17 protein-coding genes are annotated in these 26,361 nt (G+C 62.1%); 6 read left to right on the top strand and 11 right to left on the bottom strand.

Annotation, left to right across the window (positions count from 1 at the left end; genetic code table 11):
* Nucleotides 1-44: 44 nt before the first annotated feature.
* Together betB and betI are read right to left on the bottom strand one after the other, a co-directional pair.
* On the bottom strand, nucleotides 45-1,517 hold the full coding sequence (betB, locus tag ACMGGG_RS22425) for a betaine-aldehyde dehydrogenase (protein ID WP_112899397.1): 1,473 nt from the start codon (nucleotides 1,515-1,517) through the stop codon (nucleotides 45-47).
* A gap of 30 nt (nucleotides 1,518-1,547) precedes the next feature.
* Complete coding sequence (betI, locus tag ACMGGG_RS22420) at nucleotides 1,548-2,213, bottom strand: transcriptional regulator BetI (protein ID WP_054891206.1); 666 nt, start codon at nucleotides 2,211-2,213, stop codon at nucleotides 1,548-1,550.
* Between the two features lie 477 nt (nucleotides 2,214-2,690).
* On the opposite strand from betI, the gene ACMGGG_RS22415 reads away from it, so the two are divergent.
* Both ACMGGG_RS22415 and ACMGGG_RS22410 read left to right on the top strand, forming a co-directional pair.
* Complete coding sequence (locus ACMGGG_RS22415; RefSeq protein ID WP_054891207.1) at nucleotides 2,691-4,694, top strand: BCCT family transporter; 2,004 nt, start codon at nucleotides 2,691-2,693, stop codon at nucleotides 4,692-4,694.
* 196 nt (nucleotides 4,695-4,890) lie between these two features.
* Nucleotides 4,891-9,582, top strand: coding sequence for a hypothetical protein (locus ACMGGG_RS22410; protein WP_414154453.1), 4,692 nt, complete (start codon nucleotides 4,891-4,893; stop codon nucleotides 9,580-9,582).
* A 21-nt stretch (nucleotides 9,583-9,603) separates the two neighbouring features.
* Here ACMGGG_RS22410 and ACMGGG_RS22405 read toward each other — a convergent pair whose 3' ends face one another.
* The 4 genes from ACMGGG_RS22405 to gpmI all read right to left on the bottom strand — a co-directional run bounded on the left by ACMGGG_RS22405 (nucleotide 9,604) and on the right by gpmI (nucleotide 14,758).
* Entirely contained in the window at nucleotides 9,604-10,368 is a 765-nt protein-coding gene (locus ACMGGG_RS22405) for a divergent polysaccharide deacetylase family protein (protein ID WP_414154452.1), read from the bottom strand.
* Between the two features lie 8 nt (nucleotides 10,369-10,376).
* Entirely contained in the window at nucleotides 10,377-11,702 is a 1,326-nt protein-coding gene (locus ACMGGG_RS22400; RefSeq protein ID WP_054891210.1) for a S41 family peptidase, read from the bottom strand.
* Between the two features lie 86 nt (nucleotides 11,703-11,788).
* Nucleotides 11,789-13,081, bottom strand: a complete 1,293-nt coding sequence (locus ACMGGG_RS22395; protein WP_054891211.1) for a murein hydrolase activator EnvC family protein — start codon at nucleotides 13,079-13,081, stop codon at nucleotides 11,789-11,791.
* Nucleotides 13,082-13,222: 141 nt separating this feature from the next.
* Nucleotides 13,223-14,758 carry a 2,3-bisphosphoglycerate-independent phosphoglycerate mutase gene (gpmI, locus tag ACMGGG_RS22390; RefSeq protein ID WP_414154451.1) on the bottom strand — a complete coding sequence of 512 codons (1,536 nt, stop codon included), beginning with the start codon at nucleotides 14,756-14,758 and terminating at the stop codon, nucleotides 13,223-13,225.
* Between the two features lie 206 nt (nucleotides 14,759-14,964).
* On the opposite strand from gpmI, the gene ACMGGG_RS22385 reads away from it, so the two are divergent.
* The 3 genes from ACMGGG_RS22385 to secB are packed head-to-tail and all read left to right on the top strand — an operon-like array spanning nucleotide 14,965 to nucleotide 16,156.
* Nucleotides 14,965-15,378 (top strand): rhodanese-like domain-containing protein, encoded by a 414-nt coding sequence (locus ACMGGG_RS22385; protein WP_054891213.1) that lies wholly within the window; start codon nucleotides 14,965-14,967, stop codon nucleotides 15,376-15,378.
* A gap of 1 nt (nucleotide 15,379) precedes the next feature.
* The gene (grxC, locus tag ACMGGG_RS22380; RefSeq protein WP_054891214.1) at nucleotides 15,380-15,634 is read left to right on the top strand and encodes a glutaredoxin 3; all 255 of its coding nucleotides are present in this window, start codon (nucleotides 15,380-15,382) and stop codon (nucleotides 15,632-15,634) included.
* A 39-nt stretch (nucleotides 15,635-15,673) separates the two neighbouring features.
* Nucleotides 15,674-16,156 carry a protein-export chaperone SecB gene (gene secB, locus ACMGGG_RS22375; protein ID WP_414154450.1) on the top strand — a complete coding sequence of 161 codons (483 nt, stop codon included), beginning with the start codon at nucleotides 15,674-15,676 and terminating at the stop codon, nucleotides 16,154-16,156.
* 69 nt (nucleotides 16,157-16,225) lie between these two features.
* Here secB and ACMGGG_RS22370 read toward each other — a convergent pair whose 3' ends face one another.
* Together ACMGGG_RS22370 and ACMGGG_RS22365 are read right to left on the bottom strand one after the other, a co-directional pair.
* A complete protein-coding gene (locus tag ACMGGG_RS22370; RefSeq protein WP_063541575.1) occupies nucleotides 16,226-16,669 on the bottom strand; it encodes a hypothetical protein in 444 nt (147 codons plus the stop codon).
* 76 nt (nucleotides 16,670-16,745) lie between these two features.
* Nucleotides 16,746-18,848, bottom strand: coding sequence for a TonB-dependent receptor (locus tag ACMGGG_RS22365; protein WP_414154449.1), 2,103 nt, complete (start codon nucleotides 18,846-18,848; stop codon nucleotides 16,746-16,748).
* A 484-nt stretch (nucleotides 18,849-19,332) separates the two neighbouring features.
* On the opposite strand from ACMGGG_RS22365, the gene ACMGGG_RS22360 reads away from it, so the two are divergent.
* Entirely contained in the window at nucleotides 19,333-20,652 is a 1,320-nt protein-coding gene (locus ACMGGG_RS22360) for an OprD family porin (protein ID WP_063541571.1), read from the top strand.
* 58 nt (nucleotides 20,653-20,710) lie between these two features.
* On the opposite strand, the gene ACMGGG_RS22355 is transcribed toward ACMGGG_RS22360, so the two are convergent.
* The 3 genes from ACMGGG_RS22355 to ACMGGG_RS22345 are packed head-to-tail and all read right to left on the bottom strand — an operon-like array spanning nucleotide 20,711 to nucleotide 26,351.
* The gene (locus ACMGGG_RS22355) at nucleotides 20,711-21,502 is read right to left on the bottom strand and encodes a hypothetical protein (protein ID WP_414154448.1); all 792 of its coding nucleotides are present in this window, start codon (nucleotides 21,500-21,502) and stop codon (nucleotides 20,711-20,713) included.
* A complete protein-coding gene (locus tag ACMGGG_RS22350; protein WP_414154447.1) occupies nucleotides 21,499-25,908 on the bottom strand; it encodes an RHS repeat-associated core domain-containing protein in 4,410 nt (1,469 codons plus the stop codon). The genes ACMGGG_RS22355 and ACMGGG_RS22350 overlap by 4 nt, the downstream gene beginning before the upstream one ends.
* An 8-nt stretch (nucleotides 25,909-25,916) precedes the next feature.
* A complete protein-coding gene (locus ACMGGG_RS22345; protein ID WP_063541565.1) occupies nucleotides 25,917-26,351 on the bottom strand; it encodes a DcrB-related protein in 435 nt (144 codons plus the stop codon).
* Nucleotides 26,352-26,361: the final 10 nt, after the last annotated feature.

The following is a 26,361-nucleotide window of genomic DNA, read 5'->3' as shown; positions in this document are numbered from 1 at the left end:
CGGGAGCGCCCGTACGCAATGGCACGGGCGTGGCCAGACCGGTCTTAGAAGACCGAGTTGTAGCCGCCCAGCTCGACCTGCACCGACTTGATGCGAGTGTATTGAGCCAGCGAGCTGACGCCGTTTTCACGGCCGACGCCCGACTGCTTGTAGCCGCCAACCGGCATCTCGGCTGGCGATTCACCCCAGGCGTTGATCCAGCAGATACCGGCTTCGAGCTTGTGGATGATGCGGTGTGCGCGGGTGATGTCGTTGGTGCATACGCCCGCAGCCAGGCCGTACTCGGTGTCGTTGGCGCGGCGGATGACTTCTTCTTCGGTTTCGTAGGTGAGGATGCTCATCACCGGGCCGAAGATCTCTTCCTTGACGATGGTCATGTCGTCGCGGCAGTCGGTGAACACGGTCGGGGCGACGAAGGCGCCCTTGGCGAACGCGCCTTCGGTCAGACGCTCACCGCCGCACAGCACGCGGGCGCCTTCTTCCTTGCCCTTGGCGATGTAGCCCAGGACGCTTTCCATGTGCGCGAAGCTGACCAGCGGACCGAAGTTGGTGTTCTCGTCTTCCGGGTTGCCGATGCGGATGCGGGCGACGCGTTCGGCGATCTTGGCTTCGAACGCGGCTTTCATCGCTGCCGGAACGAACACGCGGGTGCCATTGGTGCAGACCTGACCGGAGCTGTAGAAGTTGGCCATCATCGCGATGTCGGCGGCCTTGTCCAGGTCGGCGTCGTCGCAGATGATCAGCGGCGACTTGCCACCCAGTTCCATGGTCACTTCCTTGAGCGAGGAGCTCGAAGCGCTGGCCATGACTTTCTTGCCGGTGGTGGTGCCGCCGGTGAAGGAGACTTTCTCGATGCGCGGGTGCTCGGTCAGCAGGGTGCCGACTTCACGACCGCTGCCGGTCAGGACGTTGAACACGCCATCCGGCAGACCGGCTTCGGTGAAGATCTCGGCCAGCTTCAGGGTGGTCAGCGAGGTGACTTCCGACGGCTTGAAGATCATCGCGTTGCCGGCGGCCAGGGCTGGCGCAGACTTCCACAGGGCGATCTGGATCGGGTAGTTCCACGCGCCGATACCGGCAGTCACGCCCAGCGGCTCGCGGCGGGTGTAGACGAAGGACGATTCGCGCAGCGGGATCTGCTCGCCTTCGATGGCCGGGATCAGGCCTGCGTAGTACTCCAGCACATCGGCACCGGTGACGATGTCGACGTAGCGGGTTTCGGAGTACGACTTGCCGGTATCCAGGGTTTCCAGCATGGCCAGCTCGTCGTTGCGCTCGCGCAGGATGTCGACGGCGCGGCGCAGGATGCGCGAACGCTGCATGGCGGTCATCGCGGCCCAGACTTTCTGGCCACGTTCGGCGCTCTCGACGGCGCGCTCGACGTCAGCCTCGGTCGCACGCTGGACGTGGGCAAGGACTTCGCCGGTGGCCGGGTTGATGGCTTCGAAAGTGGCATCGCTGCCAGCGTCGACATAACCACCATCGATGTAGAGTTTTTGCGTTCCGAAACGGGCCATAGAGTCCTCGCAAGTGCAGTGTGTGATTGGCTAGCCGCGTCGTGCTCCTGCCGGTTGGGCAGTCGCTGCGTGCGATCGTTCAGCCGCCTGGGGGTTGGTAGCCAGGTCGTGCTGCTTAGCCAGTTGTAGATCCATGTATTCGTAGGCGATCCGTATTGCCTGCTCGGTGTCGAACGCGTCGCCCGAGAGCGCACCACGCAGCCACAGGCCGTCGATCAGGGCCGCCAGCCCGCGAGCAGCCTTGCGTGCATGGTAGAGCGGCAAGACACGACGGAACTGGCAGCACAGGTTGGAGTAAAGGCGGTGATCGTTGATCCGCTGCAACCTGTGCAAGGACGGCTGGTGCATGCTGGCGGCCCAGAAGGCCAACCAGGTTTTCATTGCCGGGCCGCTGACCTGGCTTGCGTCGAAGTTGCCTTCGACGATCACTCTCAGGTGCGCCCGCGGGCTGTCGTCGGTGAGGGCTTGTCGGCGGGCGACGGTGCCTTCGCTCAACGCATTCATGAGGTAGCGCATGGTCGCTGCGATCAGGCCGTTCTTGTCCTGAAAGTAGTGACTGATGATGCCGTTCGACACACCGGCCAAACGGGCAATCAGCGCAATGCTGGCATCTCCCAGGCCGACCTGGTCGACAGCCTGCAATGTGGCGTCGATCAACTGCTGGCGGCGGATGGGTTGCATACCGACCTTGGGCATCTTGCTATCTCCTCAGGCCTGCGAGCGGACAACACGCATCCGACTCGGCGAGGGCCAGTCTATTTTGTTTTGATTGAACGTTCAATCAATAAAGAATAAGCTCTGCGACAATTTGTGCCATTGACAGTCTTTCAGGCGGTCGAGAAGGCACGGATTGACACCCCAGGAAAACGTGTAACCCCCGGAATACAAGGCGTTGACGGGCAAGAACGGTGCATGGACAGATTCTGCCGAGCGGTCGATGACCGCGCGGACGACCCTTGGAGCGGGTCAGGCGAGCTGTGACCAATGCGCGCATCCGGTGAGGATGAAGGCGCTCAGGTGCAGTCCGCCGGTCTGTTTTTTTGCAGCGTTTCGATTCGGGATCACGGTTTCCAAGGTGCTTTTATAACACCTGACGCAGTGGAGCTATTGCACCAATTGCGCGGGAAATGACTGATTAGCCTCCACAGCCGTACTGCCCGGAGCATTCGTGCAATGAGTTCTGCCTCCCTGACAAAGCCCCCCGCCGAGAGGGTTCGGGTCAACCGCGTGGTGTTCCTCACCTCCGCGCTGCTGGTCCTCGCGTTGACTGCCTTGCTTATCGCTGTACCCGAAACCGCCGGCCAGGTGCTGGGCGTGGCCCAAAAATGGCTGACGCGCACTTTCGGCTGGTACTACATGCTGGTGATCTGCGGTTACCTCGTGTTCGTCGTCTACCTGGCCTTCTCCGACTACGGCAAGCTCAAGCTGGGCGGCAAGGATGACCAGCCCGACTTCAGCTACGGCGCCTGGGCCGGCATGCTGTTCTCCTCCGGTATTGGCATTTCGCTGCTGTATTTCGGCGCATCCGAACCGCTGGACCACTATTTCAATCCGCCGGAAGGCACCCCTGCCAGCCTCGAGGCTGCGCGCCAGGGCCTGCAACTGACCTTTCTGCACTGGGGCCTGCACGGTTGGGCGATCTACGCCCTGGTGGGTCTGGCCGTGGGCTACTTCGCCTACCGCCACAACCAGCCGCTGGCGCTGCGTTCGGCGCTGTACCCGCTGGTCGGTGAGCGTTGGGTCAAGGGCGCGGCCGGCAATGCCGTGGACATCTTCGGCATGTTCGTCACCCTGCTGGGCCTGGTGACCAACCTCGGTATTGGCTCGATGCAGGTCTCCTCGGGCCTGGAGTACCTGTTCGGCATGGATCACAGCAAGACCAATCTGCTGGTGGTCATTCTGGTGATGGCCGGTGTGGCCACCGTAGCCGCGGTCTCGGGTGTGGAAAACGGCATTCGCCGCCTGTCCAACCTGAACATCATGCTGTTCAGCGGGCTGTTGATCTTCGTCCTGCTCGGCGGCAATACCCTGCACCTGCTCAACGGCTTCGTGCAGAACGTCGGCGACTACCTCAACGGCATCGTACTCAAGACCTTCGACCTGTATGTCTATGAAGGCGAGGCCGGCAAGTCCGAGCGCTGGCTGGGCCTGTGGACCGTGTTCTACTGGGCCTGGTGGATCTCCTGGGGCCCGTTCGTCGGCATGTTCATCGCCCGTATCTCCAAGGGTCGTACCGTGCGCCAGCTGGTCAGCGGCGTGCTGCTGATCCCGCTGGGCTTCACCCTGGCGTGGCTGTCGATCTTCGGCAACACCGCGCTGGACCTGGTGATCAACCAGGGCGCCGTTGAGCTGGGCAAGACAGCGCTGGAGCAGCCCTCGATGTCGATCTACCAGTTGCTGGAGTACTTCCCGGCGGCCAAGATCGTGATCGGTGTGGCGGTGTTCGTCGGCTTCGTGCTGTTCCTCACCCCGGCCGACTCGGGCGCGGTGATGATGGCCAACCTTTCGTGCAAAGGCGGCCAGGTCGACGAGGATGCGCCGCACTGGATGGTGGTGTTCTGGTCGGTGATCATCACCCTGGTTACCATCGGCCTGCTGTTCGCCGGCAACTTCGAAGCCATGCAGACCATGGTGGTGTTGGCCGGCCTGCCGTTCTCGGTGGTGCTGGTGCTGTTCATGTTCGGCCTGTACAAGGCGATGAAGCAGGATGTCGCGGTCGAGCAGGAGCGCGCGGAGCTGGCTGCCCGTGGCCGTCGCGGCTTCAGCGAGCGCCTCACGCAACTGGAGCTTGAGCCGACCCAGGCGGTGGTGCAGCGCTTCATGGACAAACAGGTCAGCCCGGCCCTCAAGGAGGCGGCGGAACAACTGCGCGCCCTGGGCTTCGAGGTGGAGACCCGTGTCGGTCAGTCGCGCAACATGATGGGCGTGCGGGTGATGATGGAAGAGGGCAACCCGTTCGTTTATGAAGTCAGCCTGGACGGCTACCTGGCGGCACCGAGCGAGGCGTCTGCCGGGGGCGAACCAGAAGTGCGCCAGCGCTTCTACCGCGCCGAGGTGTACCTGCACAACGGCAGCCAGGAGTACGACCTGATGGGCTTCCTGCCTGAGCAGATCGTGCGCGATGTGCTCGATCAGTTCGAAAGCCACCGCCAGTTGCTGGGGCGTGTCTACAGCTGATCGCTTAGGCGGCGTATCGTTGTGAAAAGGGCTCTGTCGAATGACAGGGCCCTTTTTTTTCCAGCGGGCGGTCACGTTGGGGCGGACCGGCGATTGCCGTTGCCCATGGTCAACCGGTGCGCAAAAGCATTATGTACCTCCCAGTGATATCGACTGGCGCGGAGGCTTTGGCTTCATTTCACAACGAGCCTTGAGCATGTCTACTACCTCCGTGAGTTACCCACCCTACGACCTGTACAGCGCAGTCGCTGCGCAGTTCGCCAATCGACCGACCTTGCGCGAAGTGCTCGACCAGCAGGTCATGAAGATAATCGTCGAGCAGTATCCGCTGATCGCGATTCATCGCCCCGAGATGACTTCTGCACAGCCACTCTCGCTGCTTTGCTCCACCGCAGATGACACCTACCGCACTGAGTTGCTGATCGACCATCTGCTGCAGTTGGTGCTCGATGGCAAGCGCGTGGATTTCGCCAGCATGGGCGCTTATGCGCTGAGCCTGAATCCGTACCAACGCCTCTTCGCCATCAAGTCGCCCTTCGAAACCAGTGATGGAGACCTGATCAAGCCCGAGAAGCTGGTCGAACCGCTCGACAAGATGCTGCCTCTGTTGCCCCACTATCTGCAGCAGGCGCAGATCGGCTACTGGAATGGCGACGGCCAGGGCAACCGGGATCTCTGGTTGCAGCAAGTGCTGCGTGCCAGCCTGCTGCAAGGCCTGGACGAGGCTGACCTTGAGGAGGCCGAGCGCGCCTGCCTGCGCCAACTGCTGTTGGGGAACACGCGTAACGTCGAGGTGCAGGCCGTTCGCGTGCAGATGCACTTGGGCGATCGACAAAGCAGTGAACTGTTGCCCGGCTTACTGGTGACGACCCTCGACACACCGCGTCCGCTGGTCTTGTGGTGCCAGCCGGATGGGGAGGTGCGTAGCTTCAAGTCACTGAGTGCCTTCGGCCGAGGGCTGCAGCTGCAGATGGCGCGGCGTTGCGAGTTCGATCGTATGAGCTGGAGTGGTTTCACGTCGGAGGGCGATGCGTTCGCCCTGCAAAGCGGGTTGCTGCTGGAGGTCCTGCTCGAGCGTCAGGCGCGTGTGCGCTGGGGGGCGGCTGATAGCGTCGCCGAGCTGGAGCGCCGGGTCGATGGTGCCTTTGACCCCTCGCAGTTTTTTGCTCAGCGCAGCAATGTGCCTGCCAAGCCGGTGGCCCTGTCGCTACCTGCTGGGATTCGGAGGGCCGGGTCTGAGGGGCAGGCCACTTACTTACAGGCCATGCTCGATCTGACGCTGTTGCAGGGGAGTGACGGTGGTGAGCGCGCCCTGGACGGCGTGGACGATCTGCACACCTATGCAGCCCGTCGTCTTCGCGAAGAGATGCTTGCCGATCATCCAGTCGATGCCAACTACTTTGCCGATGATCTGCTCCTGACCATCGACACTTTTGTCAGCGACGGTCATGGCCTGGGTTTTGGGCAAAAGATCGACAGCCGTACCGTGACCCTGACCGAGCTGGCCATCGGTCGGCTGGCTGCGTCGCAGGGTGGCGTGGTGACACATATCGCCCACCGTAATGAACAGTTGATCATGGACTGGATGAATGTCGATTACATCCGTGAACTGGTCGCACGCGTCGATATCGGCGGTACCTACCCGACCTACGTCAACGACCTGCTCGCCGATGCCACCGACAACGCCGAGCGTATCGCCCGTTTCGGTCGCCAATGGCGTATCACTTTGATGTTCGATACCGCTCGGGCGGTGGTGGTCAATCGTCTGGATACGTTTGCCTATGGTGCAGTCGCCCGCTTCTGTCGCGATGGAGACGCGCAAGCAGCCGGGGTGAGAATTGCACCCTTGGCCTTCAGGCGTTCTCCGACCTCGAAGAAAGTGGATCGAGTGCACGGTTTCTATGTCATTGAAATCGTCGACTCCGGCCAGGGTGTGCTGTATTGCCCTATGTACACAGACGGCGCGGTCCATGTCTTCAAGGACGTCGATACCTTGATGGGGGCCATCCGCAAGCCTGGCAAACTACAGAATCTCGCGCTGATGTGGATGGATCAGAACGAGCGCCCTGTTTACGACAATGGGGGATTCAACGAACCTCACCTGCCGCATTGGGTGTTCGACCCCTTCAGTCCACTGGACAAGCCTGATCCTGCTCAACTGGCGCTGGAATTCTGGGAGCAGGACATCGACGCACGGATGTTCCAGGCGCGGCATCAGGTGTTGGTCGAGCTGGCCGACCGTTCGGCGGTGAGCAACAGCGAGTTGCGGTGGGGGGTAGTGATCGCGTTTGGCTGGGAGCTGCTCAATGCGGTATTGCCTGTGCTGCCAGGCCCGGTGGTTTCGATTGCCTGGCTGTACATGGGCATCCGCAGCCTGGCCAGCGATGTACAGGGGCTTGGCAGTGACAGCACGGGGGAACGCATTCAGGCCGTGATCGACCTTTTGAACAATACCTTGATGGCATTGATCCATCTGCAGACCCCCAGGAACACTGTGCTGGGGCCGCAGTACGATGTTACGTCGCTCGAAGAACTGCCCGCGGCGCAGGACGTAGCGCTTCACCCGCTGCCGGAGCCTGAACGCAAGCCTGCGGGGCTGGTGCGTGACTTGTACGGCACCGCGCAGACACACCTGGACTTTTCGTGGCGTGGGGCTGGCGGCCTCAACGGACTTTCGGCTTCTCAACGCAGTCGCGTGCGCGAATTGGCGGTCGAGGTATCGCTGGCTGGACACGCGCCCGACACGCAAGGCGCAACGGCGGGCTTGACTGCCGTCGACGGCAGGTACTACGTCAAGCTGGGGCAAGAGGTCTATCAGGTCGTTCTCCATGAAGGGGTGGTGAGAATCGTGGGGCCTGACCTGACGTCAGGACCTTGCCTGCACAACGATGGCGGTGGCTGGCGCATCGATACACGGTTGCAGGGGGGCGGTGGGCGTGGACGCAGCGCTGCGCAGGAACGGCTGCGCCAGAAGATTGCCGCTACGATCCAAAAGTCGCTGGAAGAGGTGGAGCATCATTTGCTTGAGGCAAACAAGCCGATTCCTGAGTACCTGAGACAGAACAGCCAGATCCAGGAGCTGCGGGCCAAGATCGTGAAGCTGGAGGAAACATTGAACCAACCTCCTCCCACGAACCCGGAAGACCTCTCCCGATTCAAGACGTTGTCCGAACTGTACACAGCAAAGCGCGATGAGCTATTGCGCGCGATGCAGGACCTGCGCCGGCAGCGTGTCGAGCTGGTCTACTCCATGTTCGAGCACCAAGCCAGCGCGCAGCAGAGCATTGTCGAGCTGCTGGATAACCCCAACTATACGCGCACAACCGCCCATGGCAGGGACCTGCGACAAGCCCTTTCGAATGCACGTCACGACTTGATTGGCTATGGCCTGTTCCTTCTGGATGAAGCGGTGGCTGTGGGTAGTTTCCGCGAGTATGACCAGATCGTCCGCAACCTGAGCGGAGCTACGCCAGAAAACCGCGCGGTTCTCTACGCCAAGTGTCGAGAGTTGCTCGAGGGCATGGTCCTGGACCAACCAAGGATCATGGAGGTCTCAAGCCAAATGGATCATGTGCTGGCGGTCAGCGATATCGATATGAAGATCCAATCGAGCAGGGGCTCGGTCACCGTCGCTCAGGTCATCGCCTCGCGCAAGACTTCTACGGTCATGATTCGCTTCTTCCAGGCGATGAGCCTGGCCGAACTGGCACTTCGCTTCGAGGAGGGTGCCGCCAGCCAGCATTACACGATCTTCCGCGACGCGATTGCCAGCTACCGTTTGCGTGTAGCCGCAAATGCCCACCATCTGTCGATGTTCTGCGAACTGCCTATCGCCGAGCGCATCGAGGTGCTGCAAGGTGCCTGGGATGAGTATCTGGCGGCGATTCTCAACTGCGACCGCATCAGCAAGCTGGGCAGCGGGCTGGTCGATACCCAGCGCCTGGCAGCCTACAGAGAGCAGATGGTGAGCCTGAAGAAGATGGCAGGCGATGCGCTGGTAGAAGCCATGCGTGAGCAAGCTTCCGGACAAACCCAGGCCTCGCGCCGAATGGTTTATCCACTGCGGGTACTGCAAGTGGCGCGGACCCTTGCAGGTCAGACAGTGCTAGGTACAGAGGTGATGCTCGATGGGCAGGCGCAATTGCAGGTCAAGGGCGCGTTCAGCACCAAGATCCAGCACCGGTTTCAAAAGGTAGGCGGGACCTGGTTAGAGGAGGTCGAGAGCACGGAGCCTGAGTCGCAGTCGCGGACCTCGACGCCGGAATTCGAGAGGAAAAGCCGTGAACTGGCCGAAGGCATATTGGCGCAAAACGAGAGCGTCATCGAGCAGGCCAAGGCATTGGTAAGCAATGACGCGCAGGACAGCGGGTTGATCTCGATGCTTGATGCGCAGATCGCTGAAGTGCTGAAGTTGCGCGAACAGCTGGCGGACGCGGATAGCACCGACAGCCTGTTGGGGCGCCTGGATGACGCTGTTATCCGGTTGCGCGAGCAGAAGCGCGAATGCCTGATCGAGCTTTATACCAAGACGCGCTATCCCGCTGCCCGGGGTCTGAGCTTTCTCCATCAGCAAGGCTTGATCACGGTTGAGTACGTGGGGCCGCGCAAGCAGGTTTCAGATGGCTATCTGGATGAATACCGCATCAATCTGCTCAAGTCACCTGGCGACAGTAAAGGCCGGCCCCTGTGGGCCGCGCACTTCCACTTCGCCGACTCACAGGCGGCGCCCACAGCATTCGGCAAAGGCCATCTGAAGCTCTGGAGCCAGCGCAAGATGGGCTACAGGGAGCAGATGAGGGCTGCGAGCGAGGGGCAGGTGCTGAGCATCTACCGGGGCAACCTGACCTACGCCCAGGCCAAGGACATCATTCCCTTCAACAGCCTGTAGGCGCTCTGAACGGCCAAGCGATCAACGGTTGCTGTAGCGACCGTTGCGACCGTGCGCCGACATGGCCTGGTTGCTGCGTTCGGCGATCATCTGGCGCAGTTCGATCAACTCGATGCCCTGGCGCTTGAGCCCGGGCATCTCTCGTTCGAGCACTTCGAGAGTCTGCGGGTAGGGGTGGCCGATCAGCACCGCTGAACCTTGCTTGCGGGCAAGCTCGATGCCTTGGCGCAATTGGCCGGCGATGGCTTCGGTTGTGCGTACGTCATCCAGAAATACATCCCGCGAGACGTGCGCCAATCCGATTGCCTGGGCCTCGGCCGCCGCCACCGTGGCGGCGCTGGTGCGGCTGTCGACGAAGAACAGCTCACGGCCCTGCAAGTTACCCATCAACCAGGCCATGGCGTCGCGCTGTGCGGTCATGCGGCTGCCCATGTGGTTGTTGATGCCTGCGGCGAAGGGCACCTTGAGCAGCGCGGCGTCGAGGCGTCGTGCCAGCTCCTCGAGGGGTAGCCCCGGATGCCAGGCATAGGGCCCGGTGGCCGGGTCCATGGGCATGTGCAGGATCACCGTACGTCCGGCCTTGTGTGCCTGGCGGGCGAAGTCGGTGGCGTGCGGGGTGTCGGGCATGATCGCCATGGTGACCGGCCCGGGCAGGGCGAGGGTGCGGCTGTCGCGTTCGTTGTTCTGGCCCAGGTCGTCGATGATGATGCTCATGTAGGCCTTGGCCGGTGCCGCATGTGTGGTACCGGCCAGCAGGCAGAACAGCGTGAACAGCAGAAAACGCATGGTGGTTATCAATCACCCTTGGTGATGTTCAGGCCCTTGAGCAGGCTGAGCGCCTGGCTCAGCTGGAAGTCGTTGTCCTGCGGGCGCTCGGTACGCTTGCTGCTGCCGGTCGGGCGGTCAGCGCCGCCATTGCCGTTGCCCAGGTGACCCTGCAGGTCGGCTTCCTTGAAGTTGTCCGTGTCGGCTTCTGCAGTGAGCTTGGCCTGGCGTACTTCAATGTCCGGCACGATACCCTGTGCCTGGATCGAGCGGCCGTTGGGGGTGAAGTACAGCGCGGTAGTGAGCTTCAGTGCGCGGTCGTTGGCCAGTGGCAGCACGGTCTGTACCGAGCCCTTGCCGAAGCTGTCGGTGCCCATCAGCACGCCGCGTTTCTGGTCCTGCAGGGCACCGGCGACAATCTCCGAAGCCGAGGCGCTGCCGCCGTTGATCAGTACCACCAGCGGTACGCCTTCGCTGGCGTCGGCCGGGTCGGCGGAGAAGCGCAACTCGGAGTTGGCGATACGGCCCTTGGTGTAGACGATCAGGCCTTTGGTGAGGAAGTGGTCGGCCACTTCCACTGCCGACTGCAGGACGCCGCCGGGGTTGTTGCGCAGGTCCAGGACCAGGCCGCGCAGCTTCTTGCCGTTATCCTTGCGCAGCTTGGCCAGCGCCTTGCCGACCTCTTCGCCGGTCTTGACCTGGAACTGGGTGATACGGATATAGCCGTAGTCGTTCTCGAGCAACTGGCTCTTCACGCTCTTGACCTGGATGACCGCGCGGGCCAGCGTCACGTCGAAGGGCGTGCCGCCGTCGCGTACCAGGGTCAGGGTGATCTTCTGGCCGATCTTGCCGCGCATCTTGTCGACGGCCTCGGTCATGGTCTGGCCACGGGTCGGGGCGCCGTTGATCTTGACGATCAGGTCGCCCGCCTCGATGCCGGCGCGTGAGGCCGGAGTGTCGTCGATGGGCGAGACCACCTTGACGAAGCCGTCCTCCATGCCAACCTCGATGCCCAGGCCGCCGAATTCGCCGCTGGTGCTTTCCTGCAGCTCCTGGAAGTCTTCAGGGCCGAGGTAGGCCGAGTGCGGGTCAAGGTTGCTGAGCATGCCCTTGATGGCATTTTCCAGCAGGGTCTTGTCGTCCACCGGCTCGACATAGGCTGCCTTGATGCGGTCCATGACCTCGGCGAAGGTGCGCAGTTCGTCCAGCGGCAGCGGCGCCTTGGCCGTCACCTCGGTGGCCGGCACGGCAGCCGCCTTGGCGGGCTTGACCGGCTCTGCGGCGCTGGCCAGGGGCGCGCCGACGACCAGAGCTATGGTCAGGGCCAGCTGGGTGAGGCGAGACGAGTGCAGCATGTCGAACGAACTCCTGATCCTGTAGGTGCTCCCGCGGGAGCATCGGTGCGGCCCACCGTCGGGCCTGACCGTAAATGTTGCGGTGCCTAGCCTCGGCACCATTGCGCAGGGTCGGTGGGCCGGCCCTGCTGGCGAATCGCGAAGTACAAACCTGCGCTGTCCTGGCCGCCGCTGTCGCCGACGGTAGAAATGGCTTCCCCGGCCTTGACGATGTCGCCGGCGCTCTTGAGCAGGCTCTGGTTATGGCCGTACAGGCTCAGGTAGCCATTACCATGGTCGAGAATGACCAGAAGTCCAGCGCCGCGCAACCAGTCGGCGAACACCACGCGCCCGCCATGTACGGCGCGCACCTGAGTGCCGGCGCTGGCGCTGATCATCACACCGTCCCACTTGGCACGCGCATCACCGCCTCGCGTGTCGCCGAAGCGTGCCAGCAATCGACCATTGACTGGCCATGGAAGTTTTCCACGGGCGGCGGAAAATGCACCACCGTAGTTGGCGCCATCGCTGGACACCAGCGGGCCGAGCACGGTGCGGGCCTTTTTCGGTGGCTCTTGCGGCTCGTCGCGGCGAGCGTCGGCCAGCGCCTGTTCCTTGCGCCGCTTCTCTTCTTCCTGCTTGGCCAGCAGCGCCTTCTGCCGCGCTTCTTCGGCTTCACGGGCCTGGCGGGCGAGGGTTTCCTCGATGGTCTTGAGCACCTTGGCGAGGTCGGCCTGGTCCTGTTCGCGGGCCTGGAGCTTCTGGTCGCGATCCTTGACGTCGCTGTTGAGCTTGGCCAGTACCTGCTGGCGCTTGCTGCGTTCGGCCTCCAGTGCCTGGCGGCGGCTGTCGAGGTCGGCGCGCTGGGCCATCAGCTGTTCCTGCTGGCCGGAAATTTCCAGTTCGACATTGGCCAGCTGGCGCAAGGTTTCGTTGAAGGTGCGCAGTTGTTCCAGGCGTGCCTTGCTCAGGTAGTCGTAGTACGTGAGGGTGCGAGCGAACTTCTCGGGATTCTGCTGGTTGAGCAGCAGCTTGAGGTATTCCTCGCGACCGTTCTGGTAAGCGGAGCGGGCCTGGATCGCGATCAGTCGTTGCTGTTCAACGCGGGCGCTCTGGAGTTTTTTTTTCTCGTGGTCAAGGCGCTCCAGTTCGCCCTCGGTCTTTTTTAGTTCTTGCTGAAGACCCTCCACCTGCTTTTCGAGATTGCCGATATCGGTCTCGGTGGATTTGAGGTCTTTCTGCACGCCGGCTTTCTCTTCCTGGAGCTTGCCCAGCATTTTCTTGAGCTCGGCGATGTCCTGGCGAGTGGCGTCCAGTTGTTGCTGGGTCTGCGCGCGCTCGTCGGCGAACGCCGGACTGAGCAGGCATGACAGGGCTAGGAGTATGAGGGCGCGGCGCATGGAATCGGGCGTACCAGGGATGGAGACTGGCCTAGTATGCCCGCCTGAGCGTGCAAAAAAAACGCCCCGCTGCGGGTGCGGCGGGGCGTTTGTCCGGAAATCACGTCAGGGTGCGCTGCGTCTCGGCCCCAACGCGCAGTCTCAAGCGTCGATCAGGATCGATGTTCCGGTCATTTCGGCAGGCTTCTCCAGCCCCAGCAGCTTGAGCATGGTCGGCGCCACATCGGCCAGCACGCCACCGTCACGGACCTTCACGCTGCGCTTGCCGACATAGATGAACGGTACCGGCTCGGTGGTGTGCGCGGTGTGCGCCTGGCCAGTGGACTCGTCTTCCATCTGCTCGACGTTGCCGTGGTCGGCGGTGATCAGCGCTTCGCCACCGACCTTGTCCAGCGCCTCGACGATGCGCCCGACACAGCCGTCCAGCGCCTCGACGGCCTTGACCGCCGCGTCGAATACGCCGGTGTGGCCGACCATGTCGCCGTTGGCGTAGTTGACCACGATCACGTCATAACGCTGTTGCTCGATGGCCTCGACGATGCGGTCGGTCACTTCCGGCGCGCTCATTTCAGGCTGCAGGTCGTAGGTGGCGACCTTCGGCGACGGAATGAGGATGCGCTCTTCGCCTTCGAACGGCTCTTCACGTCCGCCCGAGAAGAAGAAGGTCACGTGAGCGTACTTTTCGGTCTCGGCGATGCGCAGCTGGGTCTTGCCGTTCTTGGCCAGGTACTCGCCCAGCACGTTGTTCAGGCTGGCTGGGGCAAAGGCCGCGGGGGCGGGGATCTTCGCCGAGTACTGGGTCAGGCCGATGTAGGCCGCGAGCTTCGGCAGGCGCGCACGGGGGAACTCGTTGAAATCGGCTTCGACGAATACCCGCGACAGTTCACGGGCGCGGTCGGCGCGGAAGTTCATGAAGATCACCGCGTCGCCGTCTTCGACCTTGACCGCCTCGCCGATGCGCGTGGCCTTGACGAATTCGTCGCTCTCATCGCGTGCATAGGCTGCTTTCAGCCCAGCCACGGCGCTGTCTGCGCTGTACTCGGCGGTGCTGTCGACGATCAGGTTGTAGGCGGCGCTTACGCGGTCCCAGCGGTTGTCACGGTCCATCGCGTAGTAACGGCCGATCAGGCTGGCGATGCGGCCCTTGCCCAGCTTGGCGAAGGTCGCGTCGAGCAGTTCGATGGACGACTGGGCGCTGCGCGGAGGGGTGTCGCGACCGTCGAGGAAGGCGTGCAGGTAGATTTTCTCGGCGCCACGCTGGGCGGCCAGTTCGGCCATGGCGACGATGTGGTCCTGGTGGCTGTGCACGCCGCCGTCGGAGAGCAGGCCCAGCAGGTGCACGGCCTTGCCGACTGCAACTGCCTTGTCCACGGCGCCGGTGAGTACCGGGTTTTCGAAGAACTCGCCGTCGCGGATGGCCTTGGTGACCCGGGTGAAGTCCTGGTACACCACACGGCCGGCGCCGAGGTTCATGTGACCGACTTCGGAGTTGCCCATCTGCCCGTCCGGCAGGCCGACATCCATGCCGGAACCGGAGATCAGGCCATGCGGCTGGGTGGCGCGCAGGCGGTCATAGACCGGTGTGTTGGCGGCGTAGATGGCGTTGTATTCGGGGCTTTCGCTGTGACCGAAACCATCCAGGATGATCAGGACCAGGGGCTTGGGCGTGCTCGTCATCAATCAAACTCACGGTTGTTCAAAGATGATAAAGACACGCATTTTAGGGCAAATCGGCCAGCGACGGCGAATATTCGTCGGTTCGTACGACCAGCGTCCCGACGGGTTGCAGATGAAGGCTGTTTCCGAGCCGGCCCGGCGGGCTTTGGCGGGCATGGGTGGCTGTGTATACTGGCCGGCATTTTCAATCGCCTGGAACACCCCTGATGGTTGCTCACCTGATTCAATTTGCGACAGATCACTTCATCCTGGTTGCGATCTTCTTCGTCCTGCTGATCCTGCTGCTGGTCAATGAAATCCGCCGCGGCGGCCAGAGCCTGAGCAACGGCCAACTGACCGCGCTGGTCAACGCCGAGAAGGGCGTGGTGATCGATATCCGTCCAAGCAAGGAATACTCCGCCGGCCACATCGTGGGGGCGCTGAACATTCCGCAGGACAAAGTCATCGGCCGCATTGCCGAGCTGGAAAAACACAAAGAAAAGACCCTGATCATCGTCGATGCGATGGGCCAGCAGTCCGGCACCATCTGCCGCGAGCTGCTCAAGGCTGGCTTCACCGCTGCCAAGCTCAGCGGTGGTGTGTCCAGCTGGAAAGCCGATAACCTGCCCCTGGTGAAGTGATATGAAGCCCGTCATCGTCTACTCCAGCGACTACTGCCCCTACTGCATGCGCGCCAAGCAACTGCTGGCGAGCAAGCAGGTGGCGTTCGAGGAAATCCGTGTCGACGGCAAGCCGCAGCTGCGCGCCGAGATGGCGCAGAAGGCCGGGCGTACCTCGGTGCCGCAGATCTGGATCGGCAGCACCCACGTTGGCGGTTGCGATGACTTGTTTGCGCTGGAGCGCTCGGGCAAGCTCGACGCCCTGCTCGAGGCCTGATTCACGCCTCTTTCAACCATTTTCAGAAAAGGATCTGCCATGACTGACCAACAGAACAACGGCGCCGCCGAAGAGAACAGCCCACAATTCTCCCTGCAGCGCATCTACGTGCGTGACCTGTCGTTCGAAGCCCCGAAAAGCCCGCAGATCTTCCGCCAGCAGTGGGAACCCAGCGTCGCGCTGGACCTGAACACGCGCCAGAAGGCCCTGGAAGGTGACTTCCACGAGGTCGTGCTGACCCTGTCGGTTACCGTCAAGAACGGCGAAGAAGTCGCCTTCATCGCTGAAGTTCAGCAGGCGGGCATCTTCCTGATCTCGGGTCTGGACGCAGCTTCCATGAGCCACACCCTGGGTGCGTTCTGCCCGAACATCCTGTTCCCGTACGCGCGTGAAACCCTCGACAGCCTGGTGACCCGTGGCTCGTTCCCGGCGTTGATGCTGTCGCCGGTGAACTTCGATGCCCTGTACGCTCAGGAGCTGCAGCGCATGCAGGACGCCGGCGAAGCGCCTTCCCTGCAGTAATCGTTATCGCGCGGCATAAAAAACCCTCGGGATCGACCCGAGGGTTTTTTTATGGGCGCAAGCCGAACTTCAGCCGAACTGCTTCTGTTGTTGCTGCTGCTTGGCCACTGCCTCCGACGCTGCCACGTAGGCTTCCTGGAACTCGTCGCTCTCCAGCCAGGCCATGGTCGCCGCTTCATCGGCGCCATCGAGCCAGGCGCGGTAAGCGGTGAACACCAGGACGATGTAGTCGGTGGCGTGCTCTTCCTTGTGCCCCTTGAGTACCAGCGCCAGCAATGGATCGACCAGGAACACCGAGATCATCGACACCAGGCTGGTTTCCTGGGCCTCCTTCATCTTGTCGAACAGGGCGTCATAGCTCCCGGACTCCATGGCCTTGTTGTACACCTGCTCGACACTGGCGCTGTCGCCAGCGCTGGCCTTGACCGCCTGGCCGCCGCGGACCATGCGGTTCTGCTTGGCCTTGGAGGCGGCGCGCTTGGCGCGTTTCTGTTGCTTGGTGTTGGAAGCCATGGGTGAATCCTTGGGTGTGTCCGGAAAAAACGCGTATTGAAGCCTAGTTGCCGCAGTTCTGGATAGGGCCCATCGGTCAGAAGCTGTAGGTGCCTGTCACCACCAGGCTGCGCGGATCGCCGAACTGGATCTGCGCGGCGCTGGTCGCCGAGCTGTAGTAGGTCTTGTCGGTGATGTTGTTCAGCGCAGCGCGAACGTCCCAGTCGTGGGTGCGGTAGCCGGCCAGTGCATCCCAGTGCCCATAGCCTGGCAGCACCGTGGTGTTCTGGTTGTCGGCGTAGCGTTCGCCGACCAGTACCAGGCCGGTTTCGGCGTACCAGCCCAGCTCCGGCTTCCAGGTCACGAACAGGCTGGCGTTGCGCCGCGCCACGTTGTTGACCCGGTTACCCTCCAGGCCGCTGTTGTCCTTGGCGATGATGGCATCCTGCAGGCCGATGCCGCCGCGTACGTACCAGTTGCCGACCACATTGCCCTGGGCGGTCAGCTCCACGCCACGCGAGCGTTGCAGGCCGGTGAGGATGGTGATGCCAGGGTTGTCCGGGTCAGTGGTGCGACGGTTGTAGAGCTCCAGCTCGTAGATGGCGAGGGTGGTGCTCAGGCGCTCGTCGAACCAGTCGCTCTTGACCCCGATTTCCTTCTGCCGGGTGTTCTCCGGAGCCGTTTCGTTGGTGTTGCCGGCAGCGCCGGGGGTGATACCGATCAGGCCGCCGCCGACCGGGGAATAGGTCTTGCTCCAGGAGGCATAGAACGAATGTTCCTGCCATGGCGAATAGACCACTCCCAGGCGCGGGCTGGTGCTGTTGTCGTCCTGTTTTTCCGAGATGCCGCGCAGCTTGTTGGTGGTTTCCACCTCGAACTGGTCGAAGCGCACGCCCGCCAGGATCTGCCATTGGTCGTTGAGGCGGATCTGGTCCTGCAGGTAGACGCCACGGCTATCGACCACCGTGTGGTTGTAGCTCGACGGCACCATGGGACCGTTGTGTTGCAGGCGCCGGTTGGGGTTGTTCAGGTTCAGCGACGGCACCGCCTGGCCACCGGCACTTACCGCCCGCGCGGTGTACAGGCGCGGATCGCGGCGCTGATTGCCGAATTCCAGTCCCAGCAGCAGCTTGTGCTCCAGGCCCCAGGTGCTGACATCGCCCTCGGCCTCGAGGTTGTTGAAAAGGTTGCGGGTGTTCAGGTCCTGCTGCCAGCGCTGGCGGGTCACCAGATTGGTGCTGGGGGTGTAGCCGGTGAGGTAGGTGTTGTCGAAGTCGCTGTCGAGCTTGAACAGGCTCAGGGTATGGCGCACTTGCCAGTTGTCGCTGAGCTGGTAGTTCAGGCGCGAGCGTAGCGACTGCGACTTGTCGTCGATGAAATCGCGCTGCGTGTCGCCGTACGTAGTGCTGCGCCCGACATCCGCCGGACGACCGCCGACGCCAGGAATGCCGCGATCCGGGGTGCGGTTGTAGCGGCTGTATTCGTACTGCACCAGCCAGTTCAGGTCGGGGTTCAGTTGCCAGCTCAGCGACGGGGCGAACAGTTGGCGGTTGCCATCGACCCCATCGCGGAAACTGTTGTTGTCCTGGTTGCCCATGTTCAGGCGCACGCTGATGTCGTCGCTCAGATCGGCACTGAGATCGGCGTACAGGCTGCGCAGGTCCTCGCTGCCGCCCTGGGCTTCGATGGTCGAGCGCCGGCCATGCTCGGGCGCCTTGCTCACCCGATTGACGATGCCGCCCTGGCTGCCACGGCCATAGAGCACGGCTGCCGGGCCCTTGAGCACCTCGATGCGCTCGATGTTGTGCAGGTCGCGTACGTACTGGCTGTCATCACGTACGCCGTCCAGATAGAAGTCGTTGCTGGCGTCGAAGCCGCGGATACGCAGGCTGTCGAAGCGTGTGTCGGCGCTGCTGCTGACGTTGGGGATGCCTTCCAGTGCCTTGCCCAGGCTGTTGTTGCCGTAGTCCAGCACGTTGGCGGTCTTGACCGTGTCGATCGCCTGCGGGACGTAGCGCACAGGCGTCGAGGTGCGGGTGGCGGTGCTGACGTCCTTGACCCGCGGATTATCGCGCTCGCGTTCACTTTCAGCAGTGACCGAGAGCTCAGGCAGGGTAGTGGTGGCAGCGCTGGCAAGGCCCGCGCTGAACATCAGTGAGAGGCCCAGAGACAGGGGAGACAAGCGGCAGGGGACAAGCATCGGCAGGCATCCAGCAGAGATTGTTATGGAAAGGATGCGAATGGTAATGCTTGCTATTTGCTCTTGCTTGGCTATTTGTAAAGGCGCCTAATTACGAATGTATCAAATTGTAACTAATAATTATTCGCTTTTATCGAGCTGTTTTTGTCAAGCCAACCAGAAGTGAGTTGCCTGTACGAAAGTACAGAAAAGAGAGGGAATAACTGTCTGCTCTGCGATTCAGCACAGATTTGCACCAGCTCTGGCCTTTAATTTGGTTATATCAACCTTCATTTCACGTTTTTTTGACATTGCGAAGCGCACGCGGCTAGGATTCGGCCTCTACGCCTGCCGGCCATCAGTTGGCCGAGCGCCGGACGAAGCCCGCTACCTGCAAAAGGAGCGAGGTTTTCAGTTTGGATACAAGCGTCGAACCTACGAAGGGGCGTTGGTTCCTGGCGTTTTAGGTAGCAGAGCGTTCTGATTCGGTAATAAGGAAAACAACATGTTGAATACAAGGATCAGCCTGGTAGCGCTGGCACTCATCGCCGCCACTCAGGCCCAGGCCAACGACCAGGCCGAAAGCAAGGGCTTCATCGAGGACAGCCACGCCAACGTCCTCCTGCGCAACGCCTTCATCAACCGTGACAAGAAGCACCACACCAACGACCAGTCCCAGTGGGGCCAGGGTGTGATCGCCAACTTCTCGTCCGGCTTCACTCAAGGCACCGTGGGTGTCGGTGTCGACGCCTTCGGCCTGTACGCCGTGCGTCTGGATGGTGGCAAGGGTCGTAATCAGGGTGGCGGTGTCGACTTCTTCAAACGCTCCGACCCCACCTTCGACGGTGAGAAAACCAACGCCCCTCACAACCTGGCTCGTGGTGGTGCAGCGGTGAAGTTCCGCATCTCCAACACTGTGCTCAAGTACGGTGACCAGATGCCGGCTCTGCCGGTCCTGCAGTACGACGACGCTCGTCTGCTGCCAGAGAGCTTCACTGGCACCATGATCACCTCCAAGGAGATCAAAGGCCTGGAGCTGAATGCAGGCCGCTTCACCCAGGAAGCCCGCAAGAGTGCCGAGCGCCGTGATGGCGGTGGCCTGAAGTCGATCAACGTGCTCGGCGGCAGCTACAAGTTCACCGACAACTTCACCGCGTCGCTGTACACCGCGGACAACGAAGATGTCATGAAGAAGCACTACCTGGGCCTGAACTACGTCTTCCCGATCGCGGCCGACCAGTCCCTGACCCTGGACTTCAACGGCTACAAGTCGGACATCGACAACAAGTATGTGCGTGAAGCTGGCTTGAATGGCGACCGCAACACCATCTGGAGCCTGGCGGCTACCTACGCCTATGGCCCGCACTCCTTCACGCTGGCCCACCAGCGCAGCACCGGCAGCACCGGCTACAACTATGGCTGGTACCAGAACGAAGGCGGTGTCGGCGACGGTGGTTCGACCATCTACCTGGCCAACTCGTACTGGTCCGACTTCAACGCCGAAGACGAGCGCTCCTGGCAGTTGGGCTACGGCCTGGATTTCGGTGCCTTCGGCATCCCTGGTCTGACCTACAAGCTGGCTTACGTGGTGGGTGACAACATCAACACCCGCAACCTCAAGAACCCGGAAGGTTTCGGCGAGGGTAAGGAGCGCGAGATCTTCAACCAGGTTCGCTACGTGGTGCAGGACGGCCCGGCGAAGGACCTCTCGATCAAGCTGCGTAGTTCGTTCTTGCGTACCAACAACGCTGTGCGCCAAAACGGCTACAACGACGACGGCAACGAAGTTCGCGTATTCGTCGAATACCCGATCAGCATCTTCTGATACTGATCTGGCGTAACGAAACAGCCCCGGCATTTGCCGGGGCTGTTTCGTTTCAAGGCTAGCGCGCCAACAGTTGCGGATAGTCGCCGAACCAATATTTCATCGCGTCGGCGTCCACGCCGTTTGCTCCGGTCCAGAAATCCACCGGATAGCTCCAGTCCGACGAGCGCGAGCTGCTCGGCGCCAGACCCTGATTGGTGAAACGCTGTAAAAGCCCAGGGTGTTCGGGCGTCTGCAGGATGGCGCAATGCCCCAGCAGATCGATAAAGCTGCGCGCTTCCTCTTCGCTCATCTTCACGCCCTTGAGCTTGCGCAGTTGCTTGAGCATATCCTTGGGCCTGGCGCTGTCCGGCAAGGCCCGGATCATCTCGAAGATGCGAGTCGTGAGCGGCAGTGCCTCAGGGCGGGGACTGTCGATGGCGTTGGCCTGTTGCAGGAAGAACGCCATCTCGGCGATATCGCCGCTCAGCACGCTGCCGCACAGGTAGCGTGTCTGGTTCAGCAGGACGAAATCGATGTCCAGATGCTCGAAGGCCCCGCACACCTGGCAGTTGAGCTGCTTGTCGACGCTGAACGGGTGCTGCATGAAGTGAGTTGCGCTGGCGAGTGAGGAAAGGCCGGCGCGCAGGTGCGCCTGGTTCGTTTCCACACCGTGCAGGAACTGGGCGACGATATTTGCCTTGTCAGCCTTGTCACGCTCCTGCAGCAGCCACTGCACCACCTGGTCGTGGGACATCTTCTGGCTTGCAGGTGCCAGCCCGGCCTTTTTCAGCACCGGGTCGATCGCTTCGCCTTCTTCGTAATCTTCCAGCGCCTCGCGAATCGCCGCCAGTTGCTTGCTTGTCGTCATTTGCCACATGTCCTCGTGTTGACCTTTCTCGGTGCCGCCTTGCTGGCCAGGACCGGCAGTGAACTGACCTTGCTGACGCCCGAATTGCGCAGATAGGTCTTGGCAGCCTTGATCCTGCGTCTGCCGCGCACCGTCTTGGCCTTGGCATCGGAAATACCGTGGATCTTGTTGCCGCGGACCCTGGGATTCTTGCGTCCGAGCACCTGCTTGCGTTCGCGGATGCCGGCGTTCTCGATACCGCGTGCCACGTCCTTGGGCGTGCCATGGGGCGTGACCTGGTTGATACGGTCGCCATACCTGAAACGATAGCCGTCGGTGCCTTTGGTCTTGCCATGGCGACGCATCACATCTTCCAGCGAAGTCTTGTCGGAAGCCCGGCCGTGATAGTAAGCCTTGCCGTTACGGTCGGTCAGGATGTAGTTCCAGTCCAGCCCGTGAGGGTCGATCCAGGTGAATGGGTTCGGCGAGTACTGGTACAGGTTGATGCCGCCTTCCAGGCCGATGGGGTCAGGCTGGGTGAATCGCCCAACCTGCGGGTCGTAATAGCGGAACAGGTTGTAGTGAAGCCCGGTTTCGCGGTCCAGGTATTGGCCCTGGAAACGCAGGTTCTGCTGTTCGCTGAACGGAGCGGTATTGCGCTCGTTCAAGGTGGCCCCCCAAGTTCGATACTCGCATTCCCACAAGGTTTGGCCGTCGGTATCGTTCAACTCGACAGGCTGGCCGTTGAGGTCGGTCTGGTAGTAGCGGATCTGCTGGTGTTCACCCAGCCCGTCGACCCGCGCCATGGGCTCGTACTCATCGCCATACAGGTACAGGGTGCTGTGACCGTTGCGGGTTTCGCCCAGCAGTTGCAGGCCGTCCCAGAGAAACCGGGTGCTGCCAAGCAGGTTGCCGCGATCATCGTGCTCGTCCTTGCCAATGCGTCGCCCCAGCGGGTCGTAGTGCATGCTGACCTTGCGTTCCCTGCCGTGAAGGACGGTCGCTACCTGAACCAGGCGCTCTTGCGCATCGTAGGTAAAGGTCTGCAATCCATACTGGCTGCTGCGTCGCTCTAGGAGGCGAGCGAAGCCATCGTAGCGATAGCGGTTGTCGCGATAGCGCTGCAACTGGTTGTGGCGAACTGCAACGCCAGGCGTCTCGGTGAGGTTGGCCGCGGGATCGTAGTGGAAGCTTTCGTTCTGCCCGGCCAGGGCACTCTGGCAGGCCATCACCCGGCCGCTGGCATCGTGCGGCAACAGCACCTGGTGCTGCTTGCCGGGTTGCTGGATGTAGCGCTGGACCAGATTGTCCAGATCATCGAACACGAAACGCTGCTGCCAGGGCGCCGGACCGTGAGCCGGCTGCTGCGCGTTGCGGCGTAATTGGGTGCGCAGGCGGCCGCAGCGATCGTACTCGCGGGTCAAACTCATGCGTCCCTGAGTCCGGCTGACTTCTCGATGCAGGCGATCGCGCTCGAAGTCGCAGACCACAGTGCCATCAATGTTGACCTGATGCAGGTGACCGCTGCCGTAATACAGGCGGTTCACCGTACGGCCATCGGGCAGCTGTGTCTGGATAAGGTTGCCCAGTTCATCGTAGCGATGCAGCAGCTTGCCGGCGTCGGTGATTTCGGCCAGGCGTTGGCCAAGGCCGTCGTATTCGAAAGCGACACTGGTCGACTGCCCCTGAGTGTCGGTGAAGGTGACCGATAGCAACTGATCCACGCCGTCGTAGCAATACTCGGTACAGCCATCGTCGGTGGTGAATGACAGCAGCCGACTGCCAGCATCACGCACATAGGTGTGCCGCAGCACCGGCTCTGGGCTGCCAGGTATGGGGTGCCAGTCGATTTCCAGCAGCTCGCCGAGCGCGTCATAGCGATAGCCTTTGCTGCTCAGGTCCAGGTTGTGCTGGCGCTGCAGGCGATCAGCAGCATCCCATTCGAACCGGTAGTGTTCGCCGTTCTCGTTGGTCAGCGTCACCAGGCGGGCGAACAGGTCGTAACCCAGGCGTACACTGCGGCCCAGCGGATCGCGCTGCTCGGTCAATTGGCCGTGCCGATCGTAGTGGTAGAGGGTCTGGTGCCCCAGCGGGTCGACATAGGCCGACAGCAGGCCGGCAATGGTGTAGCTGTAGCGGTGGGTCCGACCATCGGGCTCGACCTGTTCGATCATCCGCCCCAGCACGTCATAGGTGTAAGTGGTGCTTTCGCCATCGGCATCGGTGATCCGGCAGGGAAAGTCGTGGCGATCGTACTCGTAGCGGGTGCGATAGCCGGAGCAATCGATATCCTCGACCAGCAGGCCGCGGGTGTTCCAGCGCTGGTGGCGCTGGCGCCCCGCGGCATCGGTGATGACGATGACCTGCCCGCGTTCGTCGTACTGGTAACGGGTCACCTGGTGCAAGGGATCGGTTTCGCTGATGCAATTGCCACGCTGGTCATAACGGTAGCGCCAGCGATTCCCGGCGCTGTCACATTCCTCTCGTGGCAGGCTCCAGTGTTCCAGCCACAAGGTCGATTCACTTCGCCCCAGTGGATCGATGGTCTGGGCCAGGTTGCCGGACTCATCATAGAAATACTGCCACTGGCCGCCAAGCGGATCGGTCGCACCCAGCAACTGGCGCTCGTCGTTCCACTGGAACTGCCAGCAGTTGCCCAGCGCATCGAGATAACGTTCGACCTGGTACTGGCGGTTCCAGTGACGGATGCTGGTACGCCCAAGATTGTCGGTGACCTCGGTCACACCCTGGGCAATGTCGTAGCGAAACTGGTATCGCTCGCCCTCGCTGGTGGTGTGCAGTGACACCCGCCAGCCATCCTCGCTGTGCATCCACTCGTAGAAGCAGCGCAGGCCTGCGGGAGTCTGGTGTTCGATAAGGCGCTGGCCGTCGTCATAGGCGAATCGGCGCTGCAGTTGGCCGAGCGCGTCGCGCACCTCGTTCAGATCGCCGCGATGGTCGTAGCCGTAGCTGACGAGCGTCTGGCGGTTGCCGTCTTCGAATACTTGTTCGATCCGACCCAGGCGTTGCGGCCAGCGCTCGTGAGCAATGAGCTGGACGCAGACGCGATCAAAGGTGTCGCGCAGACCTGAAAGGCGCCCCAGATCGTCGTAGTCGAGATGAATGCGGTTGTCGTTGCGGTCGCCCAGTTTGCTCAGGCGCAGGTGTGAAGGGTTCGTCGGTGCAGGCTCGAACAGGCGATAGAGGCCAGTCTCGATGTCCTCGATCAGCAGCTCGCCATTGAGGGCATGACGTACGCTCAGGCCCTCGGCAGCACTGAACACGGCATCACCTGGCGGGATCTGGCCCATGTCGATGACCCGCATCTGTTCATCGTTGTACAGCAGGCGATCGGCCTGGACAGTCACGAAGACTTCGTAAGGTACGCTCCAGCTGGCGCCGAACAGGCCGTCGCGACGCTCGTCGCGGCTGTTGTAGGAGCGCTGCCAGTCCAGCGGCAGCAGGCTCTGCAGGCTGAAGTCCAAATCCAGGTCGTCAGCGAGCACCTTGGCGCCGGTCGGAGCGTGGACCGGATTCGGCGAGCCGGCAATTGCCGAGGTCAGGGCACCGGTCACTTCGCTGGTGATCAGCGTGGTCACACCCCCTACCAGCATGCAGCCGAAGCGGCTGTAGAACTTGCCACCGCGCCCGCGCAGCATCAGCAGGGCGGTGATGGCCAGGCCGATGCCCGGGGTCTTGCCGCTACGGATCTCACGCACGACGATCGGCTCGCCACCGATGCGCACGTTTTCGGAAATTTCCCCGGCATCGACGATGACCGCCTCGCAGGTGCTGCGATCACCGCTGCGACAGGCGGGATGACCGTTGATCAGCACCTTGCTCGAGCCCTCCGCCAGGTATTGCGGGGGCATTGGTGGATGCTTGCTGCAGAGGATCTTGTCGTCTTCGGCCTGCTCTGTGTTGGCGGCAGGGCTGGCGACGGTCGGTCGCCACATCTGGGAGAAGAAGCCCTTGGCCATGTCGAGGAAGCTTTCTTCCTTCTCCGCTCCCGGCGCGCCTTCGCCACCCGCTGCCAAGGCTTGCGCAGGGCCGGTGACGATTCCGGCAGCGCGTGCTGCACGCTTGCCGTTGGTCTTGGTGTCGGAGGAGCCGGTAAGGATGTTGGCTTGTACGCTTGGCGGGAACAGGGCATTGCCGATGCCCTCGCATAATCGACTGAGCCCGGTGTCCGCTCCGGTCTTGGCCATCACCACGCCCACCACCAGCCCCACCACCGCGCCAAGCACGAAGCAGCCCAGGCCGCCGGTGGCCACCGTCAGGCCCAGCGCTGCTGCCACCGCTGCCGTGGCCAGGGCGCCGATGGCGATGTTCGCGGCAACCTCCAGCACACCTCCGACGATATCGGCCATCATCGAGGTATGCATCAGCGCGTCGCCTTCGCGTGCGGCCCAGAGTGCGTCGGACATAGGTCAGGTCAACCGAGGTTGTCGAATTCGAGTGACTGCTTCAGACGTGCCCAGTGCGCCGCTTCCGCTGCCCCCAGCGGCGTGGGCTTGACGTAGCTCAGCGCGAACATCTTGCGTGTGCCGGGCAATACCAGGGCGAGCTGATACTGGTAGACCTTCTCCTGGCCCTTGCTGAACTGACTGCTCAACTCGATAGCGTCGATGTCCTGCGCTGTGCCTACCCGAAGCGCCTGGGCCGGCTGAAATTGCAGGTCCTTGACCTGTTGTTGCAGGCGCTGCAACTGGCCATCGAAGTTGCTCTGCAGGGTCTCGCCTTCGGCGAGTAGGCTGCGGCTGACGATCAGCGAAGTGCCCAGGGCTTCGAAGCGCAGGATATTGATGCTGGTATCGCGTACGTCGGCGTCGGGCAGGACCAGACGGAATTCGTTGAGGCGGTAGCTCATGGTCGTTCTC

The organism is Pseudomonas sp. BNK-44-b (assembly GCF_047456245.1).
In the GTDB taxonomy this organism is placed as follows: domain Bacteria; phylum Pseudomonadota; class Gammaproteobacteria; order Pseudomonadales; family Pseudomonadaceae; genus Aquipseudomonas; species Aquipseudomonas machongensis.
Note: the sequence above shows the minus strand (reverse complement) of the source record. Positions and strands in the feature narration are given on the sequence as shown.